The organism is Aquimarina penaris (assembly GCF_040786285.1).
GTDB lineage: Bacteria > Bacteroidota > Bacteroidia > Flavobacteriales > Flavobacteriaceae > Aquimarina.
In genome coordinates this window covers 2,275,569-2,299,317 of record NZ_JBFMKQ010000001.1, presented here as the reverse complement: position 1 = coordinate 2,299,317, position 23,749 = coordinate 2,275,569, and the positions used below count along the sequence as shown (strand labels likewise).

Sequence of the window (23,749 nt, the reverse complement as noted above, 5' to 3'; positions counted from 1 at the left end):
CTATAATAACTACCTCGTTATTGTAATAGACGGATAATAAACCGTACCTTTGCGGCTTATTTTTATTTATATGAACAAATTTGAAGAATTAGGCCTAGGAGAAGCCATCATAAAGGCGGTGAATGACATGGGGTTTGAAACCCCGAGTGAGGTACAAGAAAAGGCCATTCCTATTTTACTTAGCAAGGATACAGATATTGTAGCTCTTGCACAAACCGGAACTGGAAAAACTGCAGCTTTTGGTTTCCCTTTAATCGAAAAAATAGATAGTAAAAGTAGAATAACCCAAGGATTAATACTCTCTCCTACTCGTGAGTTATGCCTACAAATTACCAATGAACTTAAGAACTACTCTAAATTTATCCCGGGACTTAATACGGTTGCGATTTATGGTGGAGCAAGTATAACAGAACAAGCAAAGCAGATAAAAAGAGGAGCGCAAGTTATTGTTGCCACTCCTGGTCGAATGCAAGATATGATTAATCGTAAAATGGTAGACATTACCAATATCGATTATTGTGTGCTGGATGAAGCCGATGAGATGCTTAATATGGGATTCTATGAGGATATTAATGCTATTTTATCGCATACCCCACAAGAAAAAAGTACATGGCTTTTCTCTGCAACCATGCCAAGAGAAGTCTCTGCTATTGCAAAACGTTTTATGCATGACCCGGTCGAAATTACTGTTGGTCATAAAAATACAGGATCAGAAAACGTATCTCACGAATATTATGTAGTAAATTCTAGAGATCGATATGCTGCTCTAAAACGATTGTCAGATGCTAATCCAGATATCTTTTCTGTAGTTTTTTGTCGTACTAAAAGAGATACACAAAAAGTAGCAGAAAATCTTATTGGTGACGGATACAATGCAGCAGCTTTGCATGGAGATTTAAGTCAGAACCAAAGAGATTTGGTAATGAAAAGCTTTAGAAATCGACAAATACAAATGTTAGTTGCTACCGATGTAGCAGCTCGTGGAATTGATGTAAATGACATTACGCATGTTATTAACTACCAATTACCAGATGAGATAGAAACCTATACACACCGAAGCGGAAGAACGGGACGTGCAGGAAAAAGTGGTGTTTCTATGGTAATTGTTTCTAAAAGTGAGATAAGAAAAATTAAATCTGTTGAGCGAATCATTAAGAAAAGCTTTGAGAAAAAAGAAATTCCTAGTGGTGAAGAAATCTGTCAGGTTCAATTATTTCACTTGGCAAGCGATATTGGAAAAGCAGAAATAAATCATGAAATCGATAGCTATTTACCTTCAATTAACGAAGTTTTAGAAGAATTTTCTAAAGAAGAATTGATCAAAAAATTCTTTTCGGTTGAATTTTCTCGCTTTCATAATTATTATAAAAAATCCAGAGATCTTAATGCTTCTGGTGGAGATAGAGAAGGCGGTTCTTATGATAGTAATGGTAGTACTCGCTATTTTATTAATGTAGGAGAAAAAGATGGATTTGATTGGATGACCTTAAAAGATTTCCTAAAAGAAGTCTTAGAACTAGGAAGTGATTCGCTTAGCCGCGTAGATGTTAAAGAAAGTTTTTCTTTCTTTAATACCAGTTCAGAATATCAAGAAAAAGTGCTATCTATTTTTGAAGATTTCAAAATGGATGGAAGAAAGGTTAATGTAGAAATTTCTAAAGATTCTGGTCGTAGCCGAGGAGGTCGTCGTCGTCGAGATAATGGCGGTGGTGGTTTTAAAGGAAAACGTAGAAGCGACGGATTTAAACCAAAAGGTAAAAAACGCTTTGATTCTAACGAAGATAGAGGAAAAAGAAGCGGCGGTGATAGAGGAAGAGATCGTAGAAAACGTAGTGATCGCAGATAAATCAAAGTATGATTTTAATGTACTATGATTTTTGGCGCGATTTTTATGTTATTATACTATAAACTGAACGTCATATACATTATATGAAAAGAATACTATTATACATATTATTATTTGTAGGTATAACAACTTACTCACAGGTTGATGACACTGATATTGTAAGCGGTAAAGTACTGAACGCATCTACCGATCAGAAACTCGAGAATGTACATATCGTAAATCTTAGCCAGGTGATTGGTACTATTACCGATGAAGAAGGAGATTTTTCTATTCAGGCAAAAGTAAACGATACCTTATACTTTTCATATATTGGATATAAACCTCTAAGAGTTCGAGTAACTAATGACTGGATCAAGTTTGGTGATGTTAAAATTAAAATAACCGAACTGGGTATAGCCTTAGAGGAAGTAGTCGTAGCCGATGTGCAACTCACCGGATACCTAGAAATTGATGCAAAACGAATCCCGGTGTATAATAATTACCGCTATAGTATTTCTGGATTAAACTCTGGTTATGAAGGTGGTAGCAAACAACCGGGAGCTGTGAATAAAGTACTTGGCGCTATATTTAATCCTGCAGATTTTTTATACAATACATTTAGTAAACGATCCAAAGAGTTACGTAAGCTTCGTAAGATGAAGAAGGATGATAAAATCAGAAACCTTCTTGAGACCAAATTTGATCGTGCTACTTTGATGGCTCTTCTTCAAGTAGATCGTTTAGATATTGATGAGATTCTTAGAAATTGTAATTACTCTGCCGATTTTATAAAATTTGCTAATGATCTTCAAATACTAGATGCCATTAGTGAATGTTATGAAGAGTATAAGATTTTAGATAGGAAATAATTCAGCATAAGTTTCGATGTAAATACTCTAAAATTCAAAAAACCTTCAATACGAGTTATTTGATAATGTATCTTTTCCGTTTTTAAATTGCTAATTTTACTTGAACAAATCTAAAGGAGTGGTTTTTGGAACGAAGTAAAAAAATAGTATCGAGAATTGATTTTTTGATCTAAAAATCACTGTTCTCGATACACTTATCCTAAAGTCTAAGCACTCGAACTGACGTGATTTTCTTATATCAAATTTACATTAATTTATTTCGAAGAATGAAGCGCAATTCGATTGCCCTCAGAATCAACAAAGTAGGCCATATACCCATTACTTTCAGAGATTTGTTTTTTATCAGAAACGACTTTACCTCCTGCAGCTTCTACTCTGCCTATTTCAGCAGCTACATCATCACAAGAGAAATATATTAGTACCCCATCGTTACTGGGTTTATAATGCTCTCCTGCATAAATCAAGGTGCCAGTGGCGATACCTGTTTGATTTTTATTAGGAAACCATCCCATCTGGATTTCATCCATCTTTTGTAAACTAATTTCGATATCAAAAACCTTTTCATAAAATGTTTTTGCTCTAGCCATATCTGTAACCGGAATTTCGAACCAAGTAATCATAATGTTAGGTGTTAAGTGTTAAGTGTTAAGTGTTAAGTGTTAAGTGTTAAGTGTTAAGTGTTAAGTGTTAGAAAGTTACTTATTTTCATGATATCTGGCAATAATCTGCTCATGACTTTTGATCACCTTCTTAGCCCATTCCATGCGTTTCTGTAATTTTTCCTCGTCTGATAATTGCCATACCAAATCCGTTTTCCTTAATTCTGAAGTAACATGTTGTAATATAATAGCAGCAGAAACAGAAATATTAAGGCTTTCTGTAAAGCCTACCATCGGTATATGTAACTTGCAGTCTGCAGCATCAAGAATTTCATCACTTAATCCCTGCTGTTCTCTCCCAAAGAAAAAAGCAGAAGGCTTTGTTACATCAAAATCTTGCAATACTTTAGAATCATCATGAGGAGTTGTAGCGACAATTTGATACCCTTTATTCTTTAGTTTTTTTAAACATTCGTTAGTGGTTGGATATCTATTAACATCTACCCATTTCTGGGCACCCATAGCGATTTCTCTATCGATACGTTTTATATTCACCTCTTCAATCACATGTACATTCTGAATCCCAAAAACATCACAACTTCGTATTACAGCACTGGTATTGTGCAACTGATATACATCTTCGATAGCCACAGTAAAATGATTGGTTCTTTGGCTTAACACCTTTTCATACAAACCTAACCGTCTTGGAGTGAGGAATGATTCTAAATATTCTATAAGTTTTACATCTAACATAAAAGCTAAAATATAAAAACATCTCCTATTTTTTGATATAAAAAAAGCTGCCTCAATCACAAAAGGCAGCTTAGCTTCAATCCTAATAACCAAACTAAACGATATAATAAGAATTGAACTTAATCATCATTTAGTTAGATTGACAAACACTTAAAAATTTATGATTTAATTATTCTTTCTAAAAGAAAACCCCCCGCAATTACCCCTAATAACGGGGGGTTTAAAGTAAACACATCGTCAAATGCATCTTTATAGCTGCTTATTCAAATAACAAGCAACTTATATTTTATAACTACAATCTAAATTTAAAACCCCCCGAAATTACCCCTAACAACAGGGGGTTTAAGTAAACACATCGTCAAAATGCATCGTACAACTAATTATACATAGTACAATCAGTTTATATTATTAATCCATAGCCCATTATTTTAGTTTTAGTTTCATTATGATTTCATGAGTTCCATTATTATATGTACCCACATCGGTAGTGGTATACTCGTATGCGTATCCAAAATGAAGCACACTATCTATAAAGCCAGCGGTAATAAAGAAAGTAACACTTTCATCTAATCGATAGTTTGCTCCCAGTTCGAAACGATCATTAAACACTCCCGATGCGGTGAGATCGATAGATATAGGAGATCCATTTACTGCTCTTATTAACGTAGATGGACGTAACTTAAATGTATTATCAAGCGATCTGCTAATTACAAAATCACCTCCTCCTCCTAAGAAAAAGGATACATCATCACTAGCCGATACCGGAACAACCCCTTCTCTCTCAAACCTATCATTTTTGAGTAAAGACGGAGCTGATACAGTAACATAGTATTGAGGTGCTTTCAAATAGAAACCTACCCCTATATTAGGATTAAAATTGCTTACATTTTCTGCAAATAGAGGATCATCATCAATATCTAAAGCATTAAGATCAACATTTAAAAATGTTCCTCCTGCTTTAACACCTGCATATAAATTTAAATCGTTACCTACCTGTATTTTATAAGAAAAGTCGGCATATAAATGTGTTTCTTCTAAAACAAAAACCTGATCATTAACAATGCTCAACCCTACTCCAACATTCTTACCTATGGGCGAGTTTATATTAAAATTAAGGATTTCAGGGCCATCTGGTATACCCACCCATTGACTACGAACACCAAACATAGCTTCTAGGCTTCCATTAGTACCTGCATAGGCTGGTGATATAATATTCATATTATATTTATAGAGACTAAAATGTGGATCTTGTTGAGCTGTTGCTTGTACTACAAATGATAGTGCTAGTACAAAAAATATAGTTTTTAAATTTTTCATTTGCTTATATTTTGTTGTTTTTATAGAGAGGATGACAAGATGTTCATCCTCTCGTTAATTACATATCATTTAATAGTTTATATATATCCAACCTGTAAAAGGTGCTACTTCAGTGGTTCCTGTCTCGATCACATAATAATAAGCCCCTGTGGGCAACCTATCTCTCGAACCTCCAAGGACTCGTTTTCCTGTAGAGACTCCGTTCCAGTCATTCTGATAGTTAATTGCAGAGAATACTTCAATACCCCATCGATTAAAAAGTTTAACCTCGTGGTTAGGAAAAGATTCGATCCCTCCGATTATCCAGGTATCATTAACACCATCACCATTAGGAGAGAATCCTTGATTGATTTCTAAAGATCCGAAAGTGTCACAATTCACATCACAAACACCATCACCATCGGTATCACAATTTAAATCACAATCACCATCACCATCGGTATCGCAATTGAGGTCGCAATCCCCATCGCCATCGGTATCACAATTCAGATCACAATCACCATCACCATCGGTATCACAATTCAGATCACAATCACCATCGCCATCGGTATCACAATTCACATCGCAATCACCATCACCATCGGTATCACAATTCACATCGCAATCACCATCGCCATCAGTATCACAATTCAGATCACAATCACCATCGCCATCGGTATCACAATTCACATCGCAATCCCCATCACCATCGGTATCACAATTCAGATCACAATCCCCATCACCATCGGTATCACAATTCAGATCACAATCACCATCTCCATCGGTATCACAATTGATATCACAATCGCCATCACCATCGGTATCACAATTTAGATCACAATCACCATCGCCATCGGTATCACAATTCAGATCACAATCCCCATCGCCATCGGTATCACAATTTAGATCACAATCACCATCACTATCGGTATCACAGTTTACTGTACAATTAGGATCTGTATCTAAAATGAAACTAATTGTAGCGTTATTACTTATAGCGGCTCCATTTAAAGTACCGGTAATCGTTACCGACTCCACTAATAAATTACTATAGGTAGCCGTATATGTTCCATCTCCATTATCTGTAACTCCACTTACGAGCACAGCATTTCCAGAAACATTTAATGCAACAGTCTCACCTCCAGTAGTAAGTAAATTACCGTTAGAATCAGCTAACTGCACCGTTACTGTCGATACATCTGTTCCATTTGCAGGAACAGGTCCTGTTGCTATAATTGTTGTATTCGCATTTGTTGGATCCGGAGCATCAGATGTAAATAAAACTTGTGCCGGACTTCCATTTAGAATAGCCACTTCTGCAGTAGTTCCTCCATCATTATCATCATCAATAGTTGCGGTCACATCTACGGTTTCTGCAACAGCGCTGGTAATTGTTATAGTGGCTGTACCATTTGCATCTGTAACTGCCGTTGTCGATGACAGTACGGCACTTCCTGTAACCGCAAAGGTTACATTAATTCCTGCCCCTGTAAGATCATTGCCTACAGCATCTTTTAACTGTACTGTAATGGTTTCAGTTTCTATACCATTGGCTACTGCTGCACCATCGGCAGCACTAATCATTGTACCTGTTGCGGTAACACTAATGTCATCATCATCAATAATATTTGCTGTAGAACTATTCGTAGCACTTACCGCTCCGACATTGGGTGCAGAAATGGTGGCAATCACCGTTTCTGTTACCTCAACTTCGGTATCATCGGTAACTGTTACTATAATTGTTGTTGAACTGGCTCCATCTGCAATCGAAAAAGTGGTTACATCGGTATAATCTGATCCGTTGGTCGCTGTTCCTGTTAAGGCAACTGTTCCTGTGATCGCTGCTCCAGTAGTGTTGGTAACTCCTCCATCGAGAGAAACTGTATACGAAATAGCTGCGCCACCTTCGGTGCCATCAACCGGGCTTCCGATAGAAATTGTTAAAGCTGCTGAGTCGTCATCATTGATATTCGCTGTCGCTGCAGCCGTATTGATCGTTCCTACACTTGGTGCTGAAATCGTGGCAATTACAGTTTCCGTTACTTCTACATCAGTATCATCAGTCACTGGTACAGTGATCGTTCCAGAACTGGCCCCATCGGCAATAGAGAAGGTAGTTACATTAGTATAATCCGATCCATTAGTCGCAGTTCCTGTTAAGGCAACTGTACCGGTGATGGCCGCTCCGGTTCCATTACTCAATCCTCCATCCAGAGAAACGGTATATGAAACATTGGCTCCTCCTTCGGTACCATCGACTGGTGATCCTATAGAAATGGTTAAAGCTGCTGCATCATTATCGAGAATATTGGCCGTTGCATTATCCGTGGCACTTACGGCTCCTACATTGGGTGCAGAAATCGTAGCGATCACGGTTTCGTTTACTTCTACATCACTATCATCTGTTACGGTTACGGTGATGGTTCCAGAACTTGCTCCATCGGCTATCGAGAAGGTAGTCACATTGGTGTAATCTGTACTATTGGTTGCGGTTCCTGTTAAGGTAACCGTTCCTGTAATGGCAGATCCAGTGGTATTGGTCGCTCCTCCATCCAGAGAAACCGTATACGAAACATTGGCTCCTCCTTCGGTACCATCGACTGGTGATCCTATAGAAATCGTTAAGGATGCACTATCATCATCTATAATATTGGCCGTTGCATTATCCGTGGCACTTACGGCTCCTACACTTGGTGCAGAAATCGTAGCGATCACGGTTTCGTTTACTTCTACATCGGTATCATCGGTTACTGTAACCGTAATGGTTCCAGAACTTGCTCCATCAGCTATTGAGAAGGTGGTTACATTGGTATAATCCGATCCATTGGTTGCAGTTCCTGTTAAGGCAACCGTTCCTGTGATCGCTGAACCTGTTCCATTACTCAATCCTCCATCCAGGCTTACAGTGTAACTTATATTGGATGCGCCTTCGGTACCATCTATCGGGCTACCTATAGAAATCGTTAAAGCTGCTGCATCATTATCGAGAATATTCGCTGTTGCATTATCCGTGGCACTTACCGCTCCGACATTGGGTGCGGAAATGGTGGCAATTACCGTTTCCGTTACTTCTACATCACTATCATCAGTTACTGTAACCGTAATGGTTCCAGAACTTGCTCCATCGGCTATTGAGAAGGTGGTTACATTGGTATAATCGGTACCATTGGTTGCGGTTCCTGTTAAGGTAACTGTTCCGGTAATGGCAGATCCAGTTGTATTGGTCACTCCTCCATCCAGAGACACGGTATACGAAACATTGGCTCCTCCTTCGGTACCATCGACTGGTGATCCTATAGAAATGGTTAAGGATGCACTATCATCATCTATAATATTGGCAGTGGCATTATCCGTGGCACTTACGGCTCCTACATTGGGTGCAGAAATCGTGGCAATCACTGTTTCGTTTACTTCTACATCGGTATCATCGGTTACTGTAACCGTAATAGTTCCAGAACTGGCTCCATCGGCAATCGAGAAGGTGGTTACATTGGTATAATCCAATCCATTAGTCGCGGTTCCTGTTAAGGCAACTGTTCCGGTGATCGCTGCACCTGTTTCATTGGTCACTCCGCCGTCCAGGCTTACAGTATAACTTACATTTGAGGTGCCTTCGGTACCATCAACTGGACTTCCGATAGAGATCGTAAGAGCGGCTGCATCATCATCTGTGATATTGGCTGTCGCTGAAGCCGTATTGATCGTTCCTACACTTGGTGCAGAGATCGTAGCGATCACGGTTTCGGTAACTTCTACTTCGGTATCATCTAATACGGGAATATCCACTACTACAGAACTATCACCATCTGCGATAGAGAAGGTAGTCACATTGGTATAATCTGTTCCATTGGTCGCAGTTCCTGTTAAGGCAACTGTACCTGTTATGGCAGCTCCGGTTCCATTACTCAATCCTCCATCGAGAGAAACGGTATATGAAACATTGGCACCTCCTTCGGTACCATCGACTGGTGATCCTATAGAAATGGTTAATCCTGCGGTATCATTATCGAGAATATTCGCCGTTGCATTATCTGTGGCACTTACGGCTCCGACATTGGGTGCAGAAATCGTGGCAATCACGGTTTCACTCACCTCAACAATACTATCATCGGTTACTGGTACAGTGATCGTTCCAGAACTGGCTGTATTAGCAATCGAGAAGGTGGTTACATTGATATAATCGGTACCATTGGTTGCGGTTCCTGTTAAGGTTACTGTTCCTGTAATGGCAGATCCAGTTGTATTGGTTGCTCCTCCATCCAGAGAAACGGTATACGAAACATTAGCTCCTCCTTCGGTACCATCGACTGGTGATCCTATCGAAATGGTTAAGGCCGCACCATCATCATCTATAATATTGGCAGTGGCAGCGGCTGTACCTATTGCTCCTATACTTGGTGCAGAGATAGTTGCAATTACTGTTTCGTTTACTTCTACATCGGTATCATCGGTTACTGTAACCGTGATGGTTCCAGAATTGGCTCCATCAGCTATTGAGAATGTGGTTACATTGGTATAATCGGTACCATTGGTTGCTGTTCCTGTTAAGGTTACTGTTCCGGTAATCGCTGAACCAGTTTCATTAGTAACTCCGCCATCCAGGCTTACTGTATAGGTAATATTTGAAGTACCCTCGGTACCATCTACCGGAGTACCGATTGAAATCGTCAAGGCCGCTAAATCATCATCTGTGATATTTGCTGTTGCATTATCTGTAGCACTTACGGCTCCCACATTGGGTGCAGAGATCGTAGCGATTACTGTTTCGGTAACTTCTACTTCGGTATCGTTTAATACCGGAATATCTACTACTACGGAGCTATCTCCATCTGCGATCGAGAAGGTCGTCACATTCGTATAGTCACTGCCTGCCGTAGCGGTACCTGTTAAGGCAAGCGTACCGGTAATAGTGGCTCCGGTGTTATTCGTTACACCACCATCCAAACTCACGGTAAATTGTGCATTGGTTGGCGTACCAGATTCGGCACCATCGGTGGTTTGAGCGATCGAAATCGTCAAGGCCGTTGCATCATCATCGGTAATATTGGCCGTAGCATTATCTGTAGCACTTACGGCTCCCACACTTGGTGCAGAAATCGTAGCGATTACTGTTTCGGTAACCTCTACTTCGGTATCGTTTAATACCGGGATATCTACTACTACGGAGCTATCTCCATCTGCGATTGAAAAAGTCGTTACATTGGTATAGTCACTGCCAGCGGTCGCAGTACCGGTTAAGGCAAGCGTACCAGTAATAGCAGATCCTGTATTGTTGGTGACTCCACCATCTAAGCTTACCGTAAACTGTGCATCGGTGGGTGTACCACTTTCGGCTCCATCGGTGGTTTGAGCGATCGAAATCGTCAAGGCCGTTGCATCATCATCTGTGATATTGGCCGTAGCATTATCTGTAGCACTTACCGCTCCAACACTTGGTGCAGAAATCGTAGCGATTACCGTTTCGGTAACTTCTACTTCGGTATCATCTAATACCGGGATATCTACTACTACAGAACTATCACCATCTGCGATGGAGAAGGTCGTTACATTCGTATAGTCACTACCTGCCGTAGCAGTACCTGTTAAGGTAATCGTACCGGTAATGGCAGCACCTGTATTGTTGGTTACTCCACCATCCAAACTTACCGTAAACTGGGCATTGGTGGGTGTACCACTTTCCGCTCCATCGGTGGTCTGAGCGATCGAAATCGTCAAGGCCGTTGCATCATCATCTGTAATATTGGCCGTAGCATTATCTGTAGCACTTACGGCTCCAACACTTGGTGCAGAGATCGTAGCGATTACTGTTTCGGTAACTTCTACTTCGCTATCGTCTAATACCGGGATATCTACTACTACGGAGCTATCTCCATCTGCGATAGAGAAACTCGTTACATTGGTATAGTCACTGCCTGCCGTAGCAGTACCCGTTAAGGTAATCGTACCGGTAATGGCAGCTCCTGTATTGTTGGTCACTCCACCATCCAAACTTACCGTAAACTGGGCATTGGTTGGTGTACCACTTTCTGCTCCATCGGTCGTCTGAACGATCGAGATTGTTAAGGCTGCTGCGTCATCATCTGTAATGTTTAATGTCTCTGGAGTCGTATCTGCAGTAACAGAAGTATTATTAGTTGCTGCCGTTAGTGTGGCAATCACCGTTTCAGTAACTTCTACTTCAGTATCGTTCACTACAGTTAAATCAATAGTTTCTGTAGTGGTTCCTGCGGTAATGGTAACTGTTCCTACTACTGTTGTAGCATCATCATAATCCGCTGGATCTGCTGCAGTACCTGTTAGTGCATAGCTTACATCCACATCGGTAGAAACCGCTGTACTCATAGTTAGCGTAAATACTCTACTGGCTGTGGTTTCGTCTGCATCAGTATCGGCAGCAATAGTTACTGTCGCGGTATCATCATTAGTGATCGTATATACATGGTTATCTATTAAAGCACCTCCAATTATATTTTGTACTACCAATCCAGGTTGTGGATTAGACAACGTCAAATCTATAGTTTCATCTGCCTCTACAATAGCATCACCTGTGATGGCAAAGGTAATTGCTCCGCCGCCAGAAAGTGTTAAGGATGTCCATTCTACAGGAGTCCCTGATGTATACGTTCCTGCCGGCACCGTTACTGTAATGGTTTGTGGTAAGGCTGCTGTATTCCCTCCAAAGGTATAATCTGTACCTAGTGTAGCAGCAGTTGCTCCTGCAGCAATGGTTACATCAATATCTGTATCAGCATTTAAAGTCCCGTCTATTAATAATCTTGGTAGGTTACTTACTGCAGCATTTTCATCTGCACTTGCCGTAGCTGCTTCAAACTCTATACTGGTGGCTAGTCTTGCTAGAGTAAAGAAGGTCGTTCCTGTTAAGGTCGTAGCAACGGTTCCTGTTGCAGAAAGTGGCGTTGCTGTAGTACCTGTAGTGGCACTAAAATCACCATCTACTGTTCTCGTTAATAATAACCAGGTATCATCATACCCATCAAATTGTAAGTTGATGGCTCCTACCGTTCCTGTATTGACTGCTTTCCACTCTCTGGCAGATCGCTCGTAATAGGTTGTGGTTTCTAAGTCTGTATTAACAGCATCTCCAGGAGCACCACTAGCACCATCATTACCAATCACTAAAAACTGACCATCGGTCAAGGATACGTGCGTACCATTAGCCGTTGTAAAATTAGTATCTGTAGAAAGGGTTAAAACGGCTCCTGTATTTACAGATTTTGAAATTTGTTGATCCAGTGCCTGATCTACATCATTGGCAATCCCAAAAATATCACTAATGTAGGTTGCATCGACCGGCCAAACCGTATTGCCTGCACTATCTACATAGGCAGTACCACCACTATTTAAGGTGATCCCGTATTTGATGGCTAAGTAGGATTCTATTTGTTGTTGCTGCAGCGGTGTATGAGATGCAGTACTATACGCTATAACCTCTGCCACTTCACCAAACGGTTGACCTGTGGAGCTATTACCAATGAATGTCTGTACATCACTAACCGTTGTAGCAATTGGCCCAAAGGGTACACTCTGGCTACGGTAGCTTTGCTCTGTACCTCCATTGTTATCTATCTGGATAAGTGCTATTGACCCTTCAGGGATATCTATTCCGCTATCTCTTAAGGCGCCATCCCAGGAGCCAAAGTTATCACTCCCACCTTCAATAGTGGCCATGGTATTGAATACCGGGCCTTGTACCAATGTTCGGAAGCTCCCATTAGCCCTTGGGCGCACTACACCATAAACGATAGCGTCTGTTGCTGAAAACCCGTTGGTGAGCGTTGCAACCGATGCACCGGTAAGGAATTCTACCGTTGGATTGAAGTTGACAGCATTTGTAATCGCATCTGGAACCCCATTAATTGTGACTGTGTCGTTACCCGATGCGTCTGTCCAACCCGTGACTGGACTGCTGCCGGTGACGCCATCGTTTGCCTTAAGCCAAAGGACTAAATTAGGGACTACATCACCAGGTGCAACTTGTGTAAATCCTACACTAAAAATATCACCTGTTGTAAAAGTCACTCCTGTAAATTCTACTGTCGTACCATTGATTGCACCAGAAATTCCACTGGCAGCACCGTTGATAATCAACTCATATGTACGTAGATTATTAGCATTGATATCAAAACTTAAGTTGACAGCCCCTACACTTCCCGTATTTTCTGCGCGCCATTGTCTTTCATGACGTGCTTCTAAGGTAGCAGGTACTCCTGTAGCAGTCGTAGTCGTAGTACTACCCCCATCATTACCCACTACCAAAAACTGACCATCAGTCAGCGATATGTGTGTACCATTAGCTCCTGTAAAATTGGTGTCTGTAGAAAGCGTTAGGACCGCACCTGTATTTACAGATTTTGAAATCTGCTGATCTAAGCCTTGTGCTGCATCATTGGCAATCCCAAAAATATCACTATTGTAGGTTGCATCTACTGGCCAAACGGTTGTTGTTCCATCAGATGCCAGGTAAGCAGTTGTCCCACTGTTAAGTGTGATCCCATATTTTATAGCTAGATAGGATTCTATTTGTTGGCGTTGTGTTGCATCAACAGTATTATTATAGAATATTACCTCTGCAATATCTCCATTAAAATTACCTGAACCAGTAGAGACTGTACGCCCTATTTCTGGTATTCCATCATCTAGATTGAGTAAGGTTGATGCATTTGTTGCCAGAGTTCCTCCATTTGTTCTAATCTCCCGTCCTGAAGTGTTATTATAAATCGAGCTCATCATTCCAGAAATATTATCTGGTGGTGCCGGAGTAGTTAATAGATTACTTACCCAGTTATCGACGGTATTAGTGCCCATTTGAAAACGAAGGTCACTATTATTCACCCCTAGATCACCTTGACTTAGAATAGTTCCTCCGCTAGAAGAGGACCTATTGGCAACCGCAAAGAAACTATAGGATTGATTTCCTGATCCTAAACTTGCACTTAAATCAAAAAAGGAAGTTCCATCAAAAGTGAGTGATGTATTAAAGTTTATCGTATTTACTGTTGCGTCTGGTTCTGCACCTCCAGATGCTGAGGCATTATTACTTACACCTGACTGATCATCCCAGGCTGTAACCGTAGCACCTCCAGTAACATCTACATCAGCTTTGAGCCAAAGGGCCAATCCTGGAACCACATCACCAGGAGCTATTTGTGTAAATCCTACGCTAAAAATATCACCTGTTGTAAAAGTCACTCCTGTAAATTCTACCATCGTACCATTGATTGTACCAGAAATTCCACTGGCAGCACCGTTGATAATCAACTCATATGTACGTAGATTATTAGCATTGATATCAAAACTTAAGTTTACCGCTCCTACACTTGCTGTATTAGCAGCTTTCCATTGACGTTCGTGCCTTGCATCTAAGGTTGCAGGAACTCCTGTAGCAGTCGTAGTCGTAGTACTACCTCCATCATTACCTACTACTAAAAACTGCCCATCGGTTAACGAAGTATGCGTACCATTAGCTCCTGTAAAATTAGTATCTGTAGAAAGGGTGAGTACCGCTCCTGTATTGACAGATTTTGAAATCTGTTGGTCTAAGCCTTGTGCTGCATCATTGGCAATACCAAAAATATCACTGTTGTAGGTTGCATCTACTGGCCAAACGGTTGTTGTTCCATCTGAAGCCAAATAAGCTGTATTTCCAGCATTTAATGTCATACCGTATTTGATAGCGAGATAGGATTCTATTTTTTGACGACTTGTAGCATCAAGTACACTTGCATAAACGATTTGTTCGGCTATTCTTCCATCAAAGAAAAAAGTAGTTCCACCAAAATTATCCCCACTACCTACACGATAAGGATAGAAACCATCTGTTTGTTTAATATGAGTTCCTGTACCCGTTCCTGTACCAGCCGAAGCTCCATTCACATAAATATTTTGAACCGCTCCTACTCCTCCTGTTGTCGTTAGCCCTAGTATTTCAGCAACACCTTCCATTACATTACCTGCCGATTGTATATTCCAAGTTGAACCAGCACCAGTACCCGTCCAAAACTCTCTTCCCGAACCATTATTATAAAACGTGATACCTTCGGCATCGGGGGCACCCGCTGTATTTGAAAATCTATTGGTAAAGGGAGATGTAAAACTACCACTTACATCATCGTTTATGTAAACAGTAAAACTCGTTACATCATCACTATTTAAAGCTGTATTCCCTGCAGGACCTGTAAAATTTTGATCAGTACCATTAAATGTAAATGCTGGATTGAAGTTTAATGCATCAGCAGTAAGTACTGGGTTATTTGAACCAGTTGCATCTAAACCACTACCTGATTGATCATCCCATTGTGCTGCGGTAGCACCTTCATCTGCTTTTAACCAAAGAGCTATACCAGGCACTACATCACCGGGAGCTATTTGTGTAAACCCTAAACTAAACACAGCACCGTCTATTAGTCCTACGTTTGCAAACTCTACTTTACCACCATTAATGGTTGGCGTTATACCTGTTAGCGCAATACCGTCTCTAATGAGCAGGTAATTTCTAAGCGGGGAAGCATCAATATCAAAACTAAGATTAATTACACCTGTACCACCGTTGTTCACCAGACCCGTATTTTTGACTTTCCATTGTCTTTCTAGTCTTGCCTCTAAGGCAGCAGGTACACCAACAGCTGTAGTCGCTGTGGTACTTCCGCCATCGTTAGCTATTAGTAGAAATTGTTGATCAAATAAATCAGTTCTAGATCCATCATTTGCAGTAGTGAAATCGGTACTGGTAGAAACCGTAAGCACTGCTCCATCATTTACCGATTTTGAAATTTCCTGATTTAACCCTTGTACATCATCTCGTGCAATACCAAAGATGTCATTGGTATAGGTTGGATCCACAGCCCATACTTGTGTCGTACCGTCTGATGCCAAATAATTTGTTGCTCCATTATTAAGCGTGATTCCGTATTTAATCGCGAGATAGGATTCTATTTTAGTTCGGTCTGCTGCTGTAGATTGTTCATAAACGATAATTTCCGCCATATTACCATCATAGAAAAATGTTGGGTTACCACTTAAATGACTGGCTCCTAGACGAACATTATTACCTCCAAAAACGTTTGGAAAATTAGTAAAACTTGCATCCGCAGTTCCATTAAAGTAATAATCTAAATTAGTATCTGAAGCTATGGTTGCAGACACAATTGTTGGAGTGTTTAGAGGGACACTAGCATTACTATTTCTTGGACCAGCTGGGCCATTAGCATCAAAATAGATGCTTCTAGGATTTCCTCCCTGGGTAAGAAATTGTGGTTCTGAGCTATTGTTATTTTGTGCTCCCAAAATCCCTCCAAAACCAGATGTTTTTTCATCGATGATTACTGCATATATGGTATGATCTGTTGCGCCACCAGGGCCATCAAAACCGAGATCGCTGCCGAGATTGTAATATTGTGAAGTTCCATCGAAACTAACTGCGTCGTTAAAATTTAATAGATTAGAAGACACCACCGGAGATCCAATCGGTGTTACAGATACATCATTACCCGATTGATCTGTCCAGGCTGCACCACCTGTGTTGGCTTTTAACCAAAACTTAGACCCCAAAACTGCCCCAGGAGAGACTATTCTTGTCACTAAAGTAAAAACTTCTCCATCATTAAGTGTAACATCATCAAAATTGACAGTCTTTGCTGTATTATCAAAAGAAGTTACAAATTGGCTTCTTTGTGTACCTGTATTAAAATTTCCATCTCCGTCTTCATCTATTAATAATAAAACATTAGCATCTACAACTACAGGAGCTGCATCATCTAAATCAAATTGAAAATCTATTTCTTGTGTGAAATTAGTAGATTGCACAATCCACTCACGTTCTAAACGCTCTAATACAAATCCTGCTGTTATGTCTGTTGTAGTTGTAGTATTTATACTACCCCCATCGTGTCCCCATATAAAAAATGAAAGGTCATTGGTTATCGCTCCAGGGGTGTCAATGTCACCTACTGCCCCTATAAGAACACCATCCGATTCTTGCGAACGACTTTTGCGCGTTTCTAATCCTGAAGCATCATCTCTGGCAATACCAGCACGGCCATTTGGATAGGCTGCAAAATTGAATAAATTTGCACCATTACTAGCGATGTAATCGTGATTTACATTAAAACCATATTTTAGTCCTAGGTAAGTTTCGATCCTTTCACGCTCACTTGTATTTACCGGTCGATCAAAAAACACAAACTCTGCATAGTCACCATCAAGTTGCCCCACTGTACCCATAGAATAGTTACCGTTGGCTACCAAGCCAGATGCAGGACCCGTTTGAGCTCCTCCTCCTTCTAAATATGCTGTAGAGCTCCCTCCAGTACTTACCACAGAAATTAATCTTGGGATAGTCATTTCTAAATTACTGTAAACTAACCCATTATTACCATCTGTATATACAATTCTTCCATCGGAGTCGCCTGGCCCCCCGACAGTGAACACTTCAAAACGGCTAAAAGCTATAGTTCCATCAAAATCGAATAAATCTGGGAATTGACCCGCTACATTTTGAGTATGCTTATATACTGCAAAGAAACTATGTTCAGTAAGTCCATTAAGACCTAGATTAGTTCCATCTAAGCGATTACCAAAATCAAAATCTACTGTTGGTAAAAAATTGATCTCTGAAGGGTTTAATGTAGGCCTAGAAGATACATTTGGCGGCGTAGCATTATTATTATTACCGCTTTGATCTGCCCACTGGGTAATCTCGTTACCTACAGTAGTAGTTACTCCTGCATCAGCACGTAGCCATAAAATAACATCTGTAGTACCAACTCCTCCCGGGCTTTGTGCAAAAAGTGATGTACTGCCTATCCATAGGAGCATCACGGTGGTTAGTAGTGTATATATCGTATTTCTTTTCATAATCCAATTAGTTTAGTAGTTGTATAGTAGGTGGGTTCTTGAGTTCCTGAGTATTTGACCCTTCGACAGGCTCAGGGTGACAAGTCTGAAGATTGAAGTCCTGAGTATTTGACCCTTCGACAGGCTCAGGGTGACACACTTCGACAAGGCCTGTCCTGAGTTTATCGAAGGGCTCAGGGTGACAAGTCTGAAGAGAAAACACTGACTTTACTCGTTTTGAAAACGCTTCGCTTTTGAGTATCTCTGTATTTGGTATGTGATATCGTAACTCCTTACCTATTAGCATAGGTTTTCTCTCTTTATTGTATCGTAAAACAACACATGAGAAATTTGTAAGGATAGGTGAGAAAAAACGTACAAAACACCTATAAACCAAAATATTAGCATTTAGTCGTACGTTATAATTCTTATAAATGAGAGAAGAACATTCTAAAAAAAATGTTAATAAACCATTAAAAATTTTACGGAAAACCGTAAAAAATAATTTAAAATCCCTATATTTCGAACTGAGGGATGAATGAAAATGTAATAAATACTTTCTTCTTAAGGGAGGATTTTCTTTACAATGTATATATAAAGACAGAAAAATATTTCTTTTTACAAGAGGTAAAAGTTCACACATAATGGTTAATTTATTTTAATCGTTATTCAGACCCTGCTTTTGTTGGCTCGCCAAAGTTTCACAATTGCGGGGTTATTTTTATGACCAATAGTTGTAATACCCAAACTATACGATCAAGTTATTTGTTTATTCTTGTTTCATTTTTTTTTGTTTGTTTGTTGCGTACTTAAGATACTTAGATAGTATACAAGACGACATTCTATGTATTTATATCTATAAATCGACGAATTGTGTATACTATATGATCATTATTTATTATTCTTGGTCCTACTATTGCAAAACCAAAAATCATCGCGTATAAAAAACTCAGGGTGGGGTAAGAAAATAAGCTTTTTTATACGCTAATTTAACATGGTTGTCTTTTCTACATAAAACAACATTTAAATATAGCCACAATTTGTTAAAATAGACTGACACAAAACCACATAATAAATACGGCAAAACCATACTATTGTCAATATTACATCAACCTTAAACAAATTTAACAATTTTGACAAGGCAAAAAACAACAAAACATTAAAAAACAGCACTTTATATATTTCAATTTTCTAAAAACCGGCTTTTTTGTTTAACATATGAGTAAGAATATTCCTCAAAAAAATACAAGATAATACGTTTTTAACACATAAATCATACACTTTTACCGTTTAGTAGTACATCTAAAACATCTATTCTTTTACTGGTAGTCCGTAATAAAATGTTAAAAAAGGAAGTATAAACCTAGTTATCCGATAGTTAAATACGGCTTGAGAGCTATAGCCTAAAAAATAGCTTATCTTCTTATCAATTTATACTATACTTGTGCTCAAATTTGTAATTTTTCGTCTGGATGTTATGCAAATCTTGCTCTTTATACCAGAGTCTAACCTAAAAAATCACCCTTCTTTTTGGATTTCTACCGAGTGTGGATACGGGATTTCGATACCGGCTTTATCCAGGGCCAGTTTACAATCTTCTACCGTAGCAAAGTATACATCCCAATACTCTACCGGAGTGCAATACGGTCTTACAGCGAGATCAACAGAACTTTCGCCAAGGTTCGCCACGTTTACAGATGGTTTAGGGTCTTTTAAAACTTTTTCATTGGTAGTGAGTACCTCTAGTAATACGTCTTTGGCTTTTTTTATATCTTCATCATACCCTATGCCAATAGTGATATCGACCCTCATCTTTCCTTCGGCAGTGTAATTAATAATATTACCGTTGGCTAACGCCCCATTAGGTACAATAGCAAGTTTATTTTGAGGTGTGATTAATTTGGTGGTAAAGATTTCTATTTCTTTTACTTCTCCCAATACCCCTTGTGCTTCGATAAGGTCACCAATTTTATAAGGCCTAAAGATCATAATCAAGACACCCCCTGCGAAGTTAGAAAGAGATCCTTGCAATGCCAACCCTACAGCAAGACCCGCAGCAGCAATAACCGCAGCAAAAGTGGTAACATCTACCCCCAGCCTGGAAATTACGATAATGATCAAAAATATTTTTAATGCCCAAGACACCAGGTTTAGCAAAAACTTTTGCAATGATTCGTCATACTTACTTTTAGACATCACCTTACCGGTGGTACCGATCAATTTTTTGATCAACCAGGATCCTATGATATAAATAAGGATGGCGGTAATAAGTTTTGGACCAAATTCTTTGGCTAGTTCAATACCATAATTAAACCATTCTTGCGCTTTTTCCATTTGTGTGTTTTAATTTTATTGTAGTAGCTATTGATGTCATTTCGGCGTGGGCCGGAATCTACTTTAATTTGCGTTGTATACTATGGATCCCAGCCTACGCTGGGATGACAAATTCGATAACTAAAAAACAGACTACTCAATCACGATAAACTCACTCCTACGGTTACGTTGATGTTCATCATCGGTGCATTTTACGTCATTCTCGCATTGGTTGATCAATGCAGTTTCTCCGTACCCTCTTCCGGTAACCCGAGATCTATCGATTTTACCTTTTTCAAGGATATATTTCATAGTACTTCTGGCTCTGCGCTCACTCAAGTACATATTATAATTATCTCCTGCCCTACTATCGGTATGAGACCGAACGTCTATTTTTAGATCGGGATATTGTTGTAATGTAGCAATAATTTTTTGTAATTCTACCTCGGCATCAGAACGAATATTAGATTTATCTAAATCAAAATAGATGATTTGCAATTGTAACAATTTTGCCAGATCGTCTCCTGGTTTTACTTGTTTACCATCAAGTCCTCCTTCGCCGAGTTGCAACGGAAGTTTATGCTCATATTCTAATACGTTGTTTGTAGGTAGTATCGCTTCGGTTGGGTTGTAGTTTTCTTTGGCTGCCCTTACCACATACGAATTAGCGCATTCGAGATCAAATGCATATGCTCCTGTTTGATCGGTTGTCGTACGTTGTAATTCATTATTATTTTCATCCATTAAGATTACTTCGGCGTTAGCTAATTTTTCTTTAGACGTGGCATCGGTAACAACACCGCTAACATACTGATTACATTCGGTGATCAACTCTCCGGTCTGTCTGAAACTATAGATATCATCGTTTCCTTTTCCACCTGCACGGTTACTGGCAAAATACCCTATTTTAGTACTTTCATTAAGTACAAAGGTAAAATCATCTTCAGAACTATTCACCGGTTTCCCTACGTTATACGGAATAGAAAATTCTCCGGATTCTTCGGGAACTGCCACAAATATATCCAATCCTCCTAATCCTATATGACCATCACTAGCAAAATATAGTCGTCCCGAATCACTTATATACGGAAACGTCTCCCTACCTTCGGTATTAATCTGATCGCCAAGGTTTCTGGGTTCTCCAAACGAACCATCACCATTAATATCAATTACATATAGGTCTGAAAGTCCTTTACTACCAGGCATATCACTGGCAAAATAAAGCTTGGTACCATCGGCACTAAGAGCGGGATGCGCCACAGAATATTCATCACTATTAAATGGTAACTCCTCGATGTTGGTCCATTTATAATCTTCGAGCGTAGCTCTATATAGTTTTAATAATATAGTCCCTTGTGTACTGGTCTTTAATTTTCTTTTAGTGTAATTATTTCGTGTAAAATAAACCGTTTTTCCGTCTTTACTGAACGCCGTCGAAGATTCATGAAATTTGGTGTTTATTTTTCCTTTTAGCTTTTTAGGGGTTTGAAGAATCCCATTAGCTTCAAGAATATTGGAAGCAAACAAATCAAGAAATGGCATCTCATTCCACTCATGAAGCGTTTTGCTCATACCACCGCCACCTCTTGAAGATGCAAATATCAATTCGCCCTGATGACTAAAACTAGGAGCATAATCAGAATATTTTGAGTTCACGCTTAGTTTTAATAATCTAAATTTACCCGATTGCATTTCAATAAACTTAAGATAATCACGGGTATTCATAAAAAATTCTGCCCTCTGATCATTACCCGTTAACGTATTAAATTTTTCCATCACCTTATCAGCTTCCTCATATCGTTCTGCGCTCTTCAGACTTTGAGAATACCTGAAAAAATACTCTGGATCTATTTCTTCGGCATAATTTGTTGTAAGTTTTTCGTACCAGGGCACTGCATCATTTAATTTGGCATTAAAATAATACGAATCCCCAAGTTTTTTGAATAAGTCAAGAGATTCATATCCACTCTCTGCCACCTGAAGGTATATTTTACGAGCATCTACAAAGGCGAAACGATTAAAATTTTCATCGGCTTTGGCCAGGCGCTTATCCTGAGAATACACCATACTCGATATTAGTATGCAAAAGGATAGATGTATAAGGTAGTTGTTCAAGTTCATTGTTTAGTCTTTTTATAAAACTCCGATCTACACCGGAATGATTATTTAATCGTACTCACTATTTTTTTTATGCCTCTGTTAGTTTTGGTCAAGCCTGAAATCACAACTTTTTCAGTTTTTATTACTCTGAAGCACTATTTTTTTAAAAGAAACGAGGCGTTAGCATTCTGTTATATTTTTTAAAGAGCTCGAATCGAAGCATTACCTCGTAACTACCATCATTAAACTGTGATTGGCCCAATTCTGTGGTTTCGCGATCATATGCAAATCCAATCATCATCGAATCCGATATCTGGAAACCCACCTGACCTGTTACCGCGGCACTCCATCGATAGGCAACCCCTAAAGTTAATCGCTCATATAATAAAAAATTAGCAGACAGATCAACCTGCAAAGGAGCTCCGAATACTAGTTTGCTTAACACCGCGGGTTTAAATTTCAAATTTTCATTTACATCAAACACATAGCCCGAAATGAAGTAATAATTGATTCTTTCTTCGGCCAGAAAACTAACCGCATCGCTATCACTACTTGTGGTACTCTCATCAAAGTGATCGGTTTCTAATAAATTAGGGGCACTGAGCCCAAAGTAGAACTTATTAGTATGATAATAGGCCCCTACACCCACTTGAGGACTAAATTTATTATCAATATTAGCTTCAAACAAAGCATCATTTTGATTAAATTGTGTTAGTTGTTGAAAATCGATATTCAGTAAATGCGCCCCAGCTTTGATCCCAAAACTTAGTCTTCCTTCGTCTGACGTAGGTATTGTATATGAAAAATCAATATCAAAATAGGTTTCGTCGGTAGGACCGATATCATCATTAACAACAGACAATCCCAAACCGACACGTTCGTTAGTGCCGATAGGCGTATTCAATGTTAATGTCTGGGTACGTGGAGCGCCATCTAAACCAACCCATTGGCTACGGTGCAATCCCATGATACTCATAACTCCACGACTACCGGCGTAGGCCGGATTAACGCTAATGGTATTATACATATATTGGGTATATTGAGCATCTTGCTGTGCATAATTATAATGAAACGCAAAACTCAAAAGAATTGTAACAATTATTGTATATACTTTTTTCATCCGCTCTAATTTAATATTTTTT

The 23,749-nt window shown here is 39.3% G+C and carries 9 protein-coding genes; 2 read left to right on the top strand and 7 right to left on the bottom strand.

All coding sequences use genetic code 11. From position 1 onward, the window contains the following. Nucleotides 1-70: 70 nt before the first annotated feature. Nucleotides 71-1,846 (top strand): DEAD/DEAH box helicase, encoded by a 1,776-nt coding sequence (locus tag ABW637_RS09365; RefSeq protein WP_367584399.1) that lies wholly within the window; start codon nucleotides 71-73, stop codon nucleotides 1,844-1,846. A gap of 83 nt (nucleotides 1,847-1,929) precedes the next feature. After that, entirely contained in the window at nucleotides 1,930-2,694 is a 765-nt protein-coding gene (locus ABW637_RS09360) for a carboxypeptidase-like regulatory domain-containing protein (RefSeq protein ID WP_367584398.1), read from the top strand. A gap of 254 nt (nucleotides 2,695-2,948) precedes the next feature. Here ABW637_RS09360 and ABW637_RS09355 read toward each other — a convergent pair whose 3' ends face one another. The 7 genes from ABW637_RS09355 to ABW637_RS09325 form a co-directional block, all read right to left on the bottom strand. Further along, on the bottom strand, nucleotides 2,949-3,314 hold the full coding sequence (locus tag ABW637_RS09355) for a VOC family protein (protein ID WP_367584397.1): 366 nt from the start codon (nucleotides 3,312-3,314) through the stop codon (nucleotides 2,949-2,951). A 75-nt stretch (nucleotides 3,315-3,389) separates the two neighbouring features. Beyond that, nucleotides 3,390-4,046 (bottom strand): TrmH family RNA methyltransferase, encoded by a 657-nt coding sequence (locus ABW637_RS09350; RefSeq protein ID WP_367584396.1) that lies wholly within the window; start codon nucleotides 4,044-4,046, stop codon nucleotides 3,390-3,392. A 423-nt stretch (nucleotides 4,047-4,469) separates the two neighbouring features. Next, complete coding sequence (locus tag ABW637_RS09345) at nucleotides 4,470-5,363, bottom strand: PorP/SprF family type IX secretion system membrane protein (RefSeq protein WP_367584395.1); 894 nt, start codon at nucleotides 5,361-5,363, stop codon at nucleotides 4,470-4,472. 69 nt (nucleotides 5,364-5,432) lie between these two features. Next, on the bottom strand, nucleotides 5,433-18,215 hold the full coding sequence (locus ABW637_RS09340; RefSeq protein ID WP_367584394.1) for a DUF8202 domain-containing protein: 12,783 nt from the start codon (nucleotides 18,213-18,215) through the stop codon (nucleotides 5,433-5,435). A gap of 1,497 nt (nucleotides 18,216-19,712) precedes the next feature. Beyond that, nucleotides 19,713-20,528, bottom strand: coding sequence for a mechanosensitive ion channel family protein (locus ABW637_RS09335; protein ID WP_367584393.1), 816 nt, complete (start codon nucleotides 20,526-20,528; stop codon nucleotides 19,713-19,715). 132 nt (nucleotides 20,529-20,660) lie between these two features. After that, complete coding sequence (locus ABW637_RS09330) at nucleotides 20,661-22,628, bottom strand: OmpA family protein (protein WP_367584392.1); 1,968 nt, start codon at nucleotides 22,626-22,628, stop codon at nucleotides 20,661-20,663. 142 nt (nucleotides 22,629-22,770) lie between these two features. Then, nucleotides 22,771-23,727, bottom strand: a complete 957-nt coding sequence (locus ABW637_RS09325; RefSeq protein WP_367584391.1) for a PorP/SprF family type IX secretion system membrane protein — start codon at nucleotides 23,725-23,727, stop codon at nucleotides 22,771-22,773. Nucleotides 23,728-23,749: the final 22 nt, after the last annotated feature.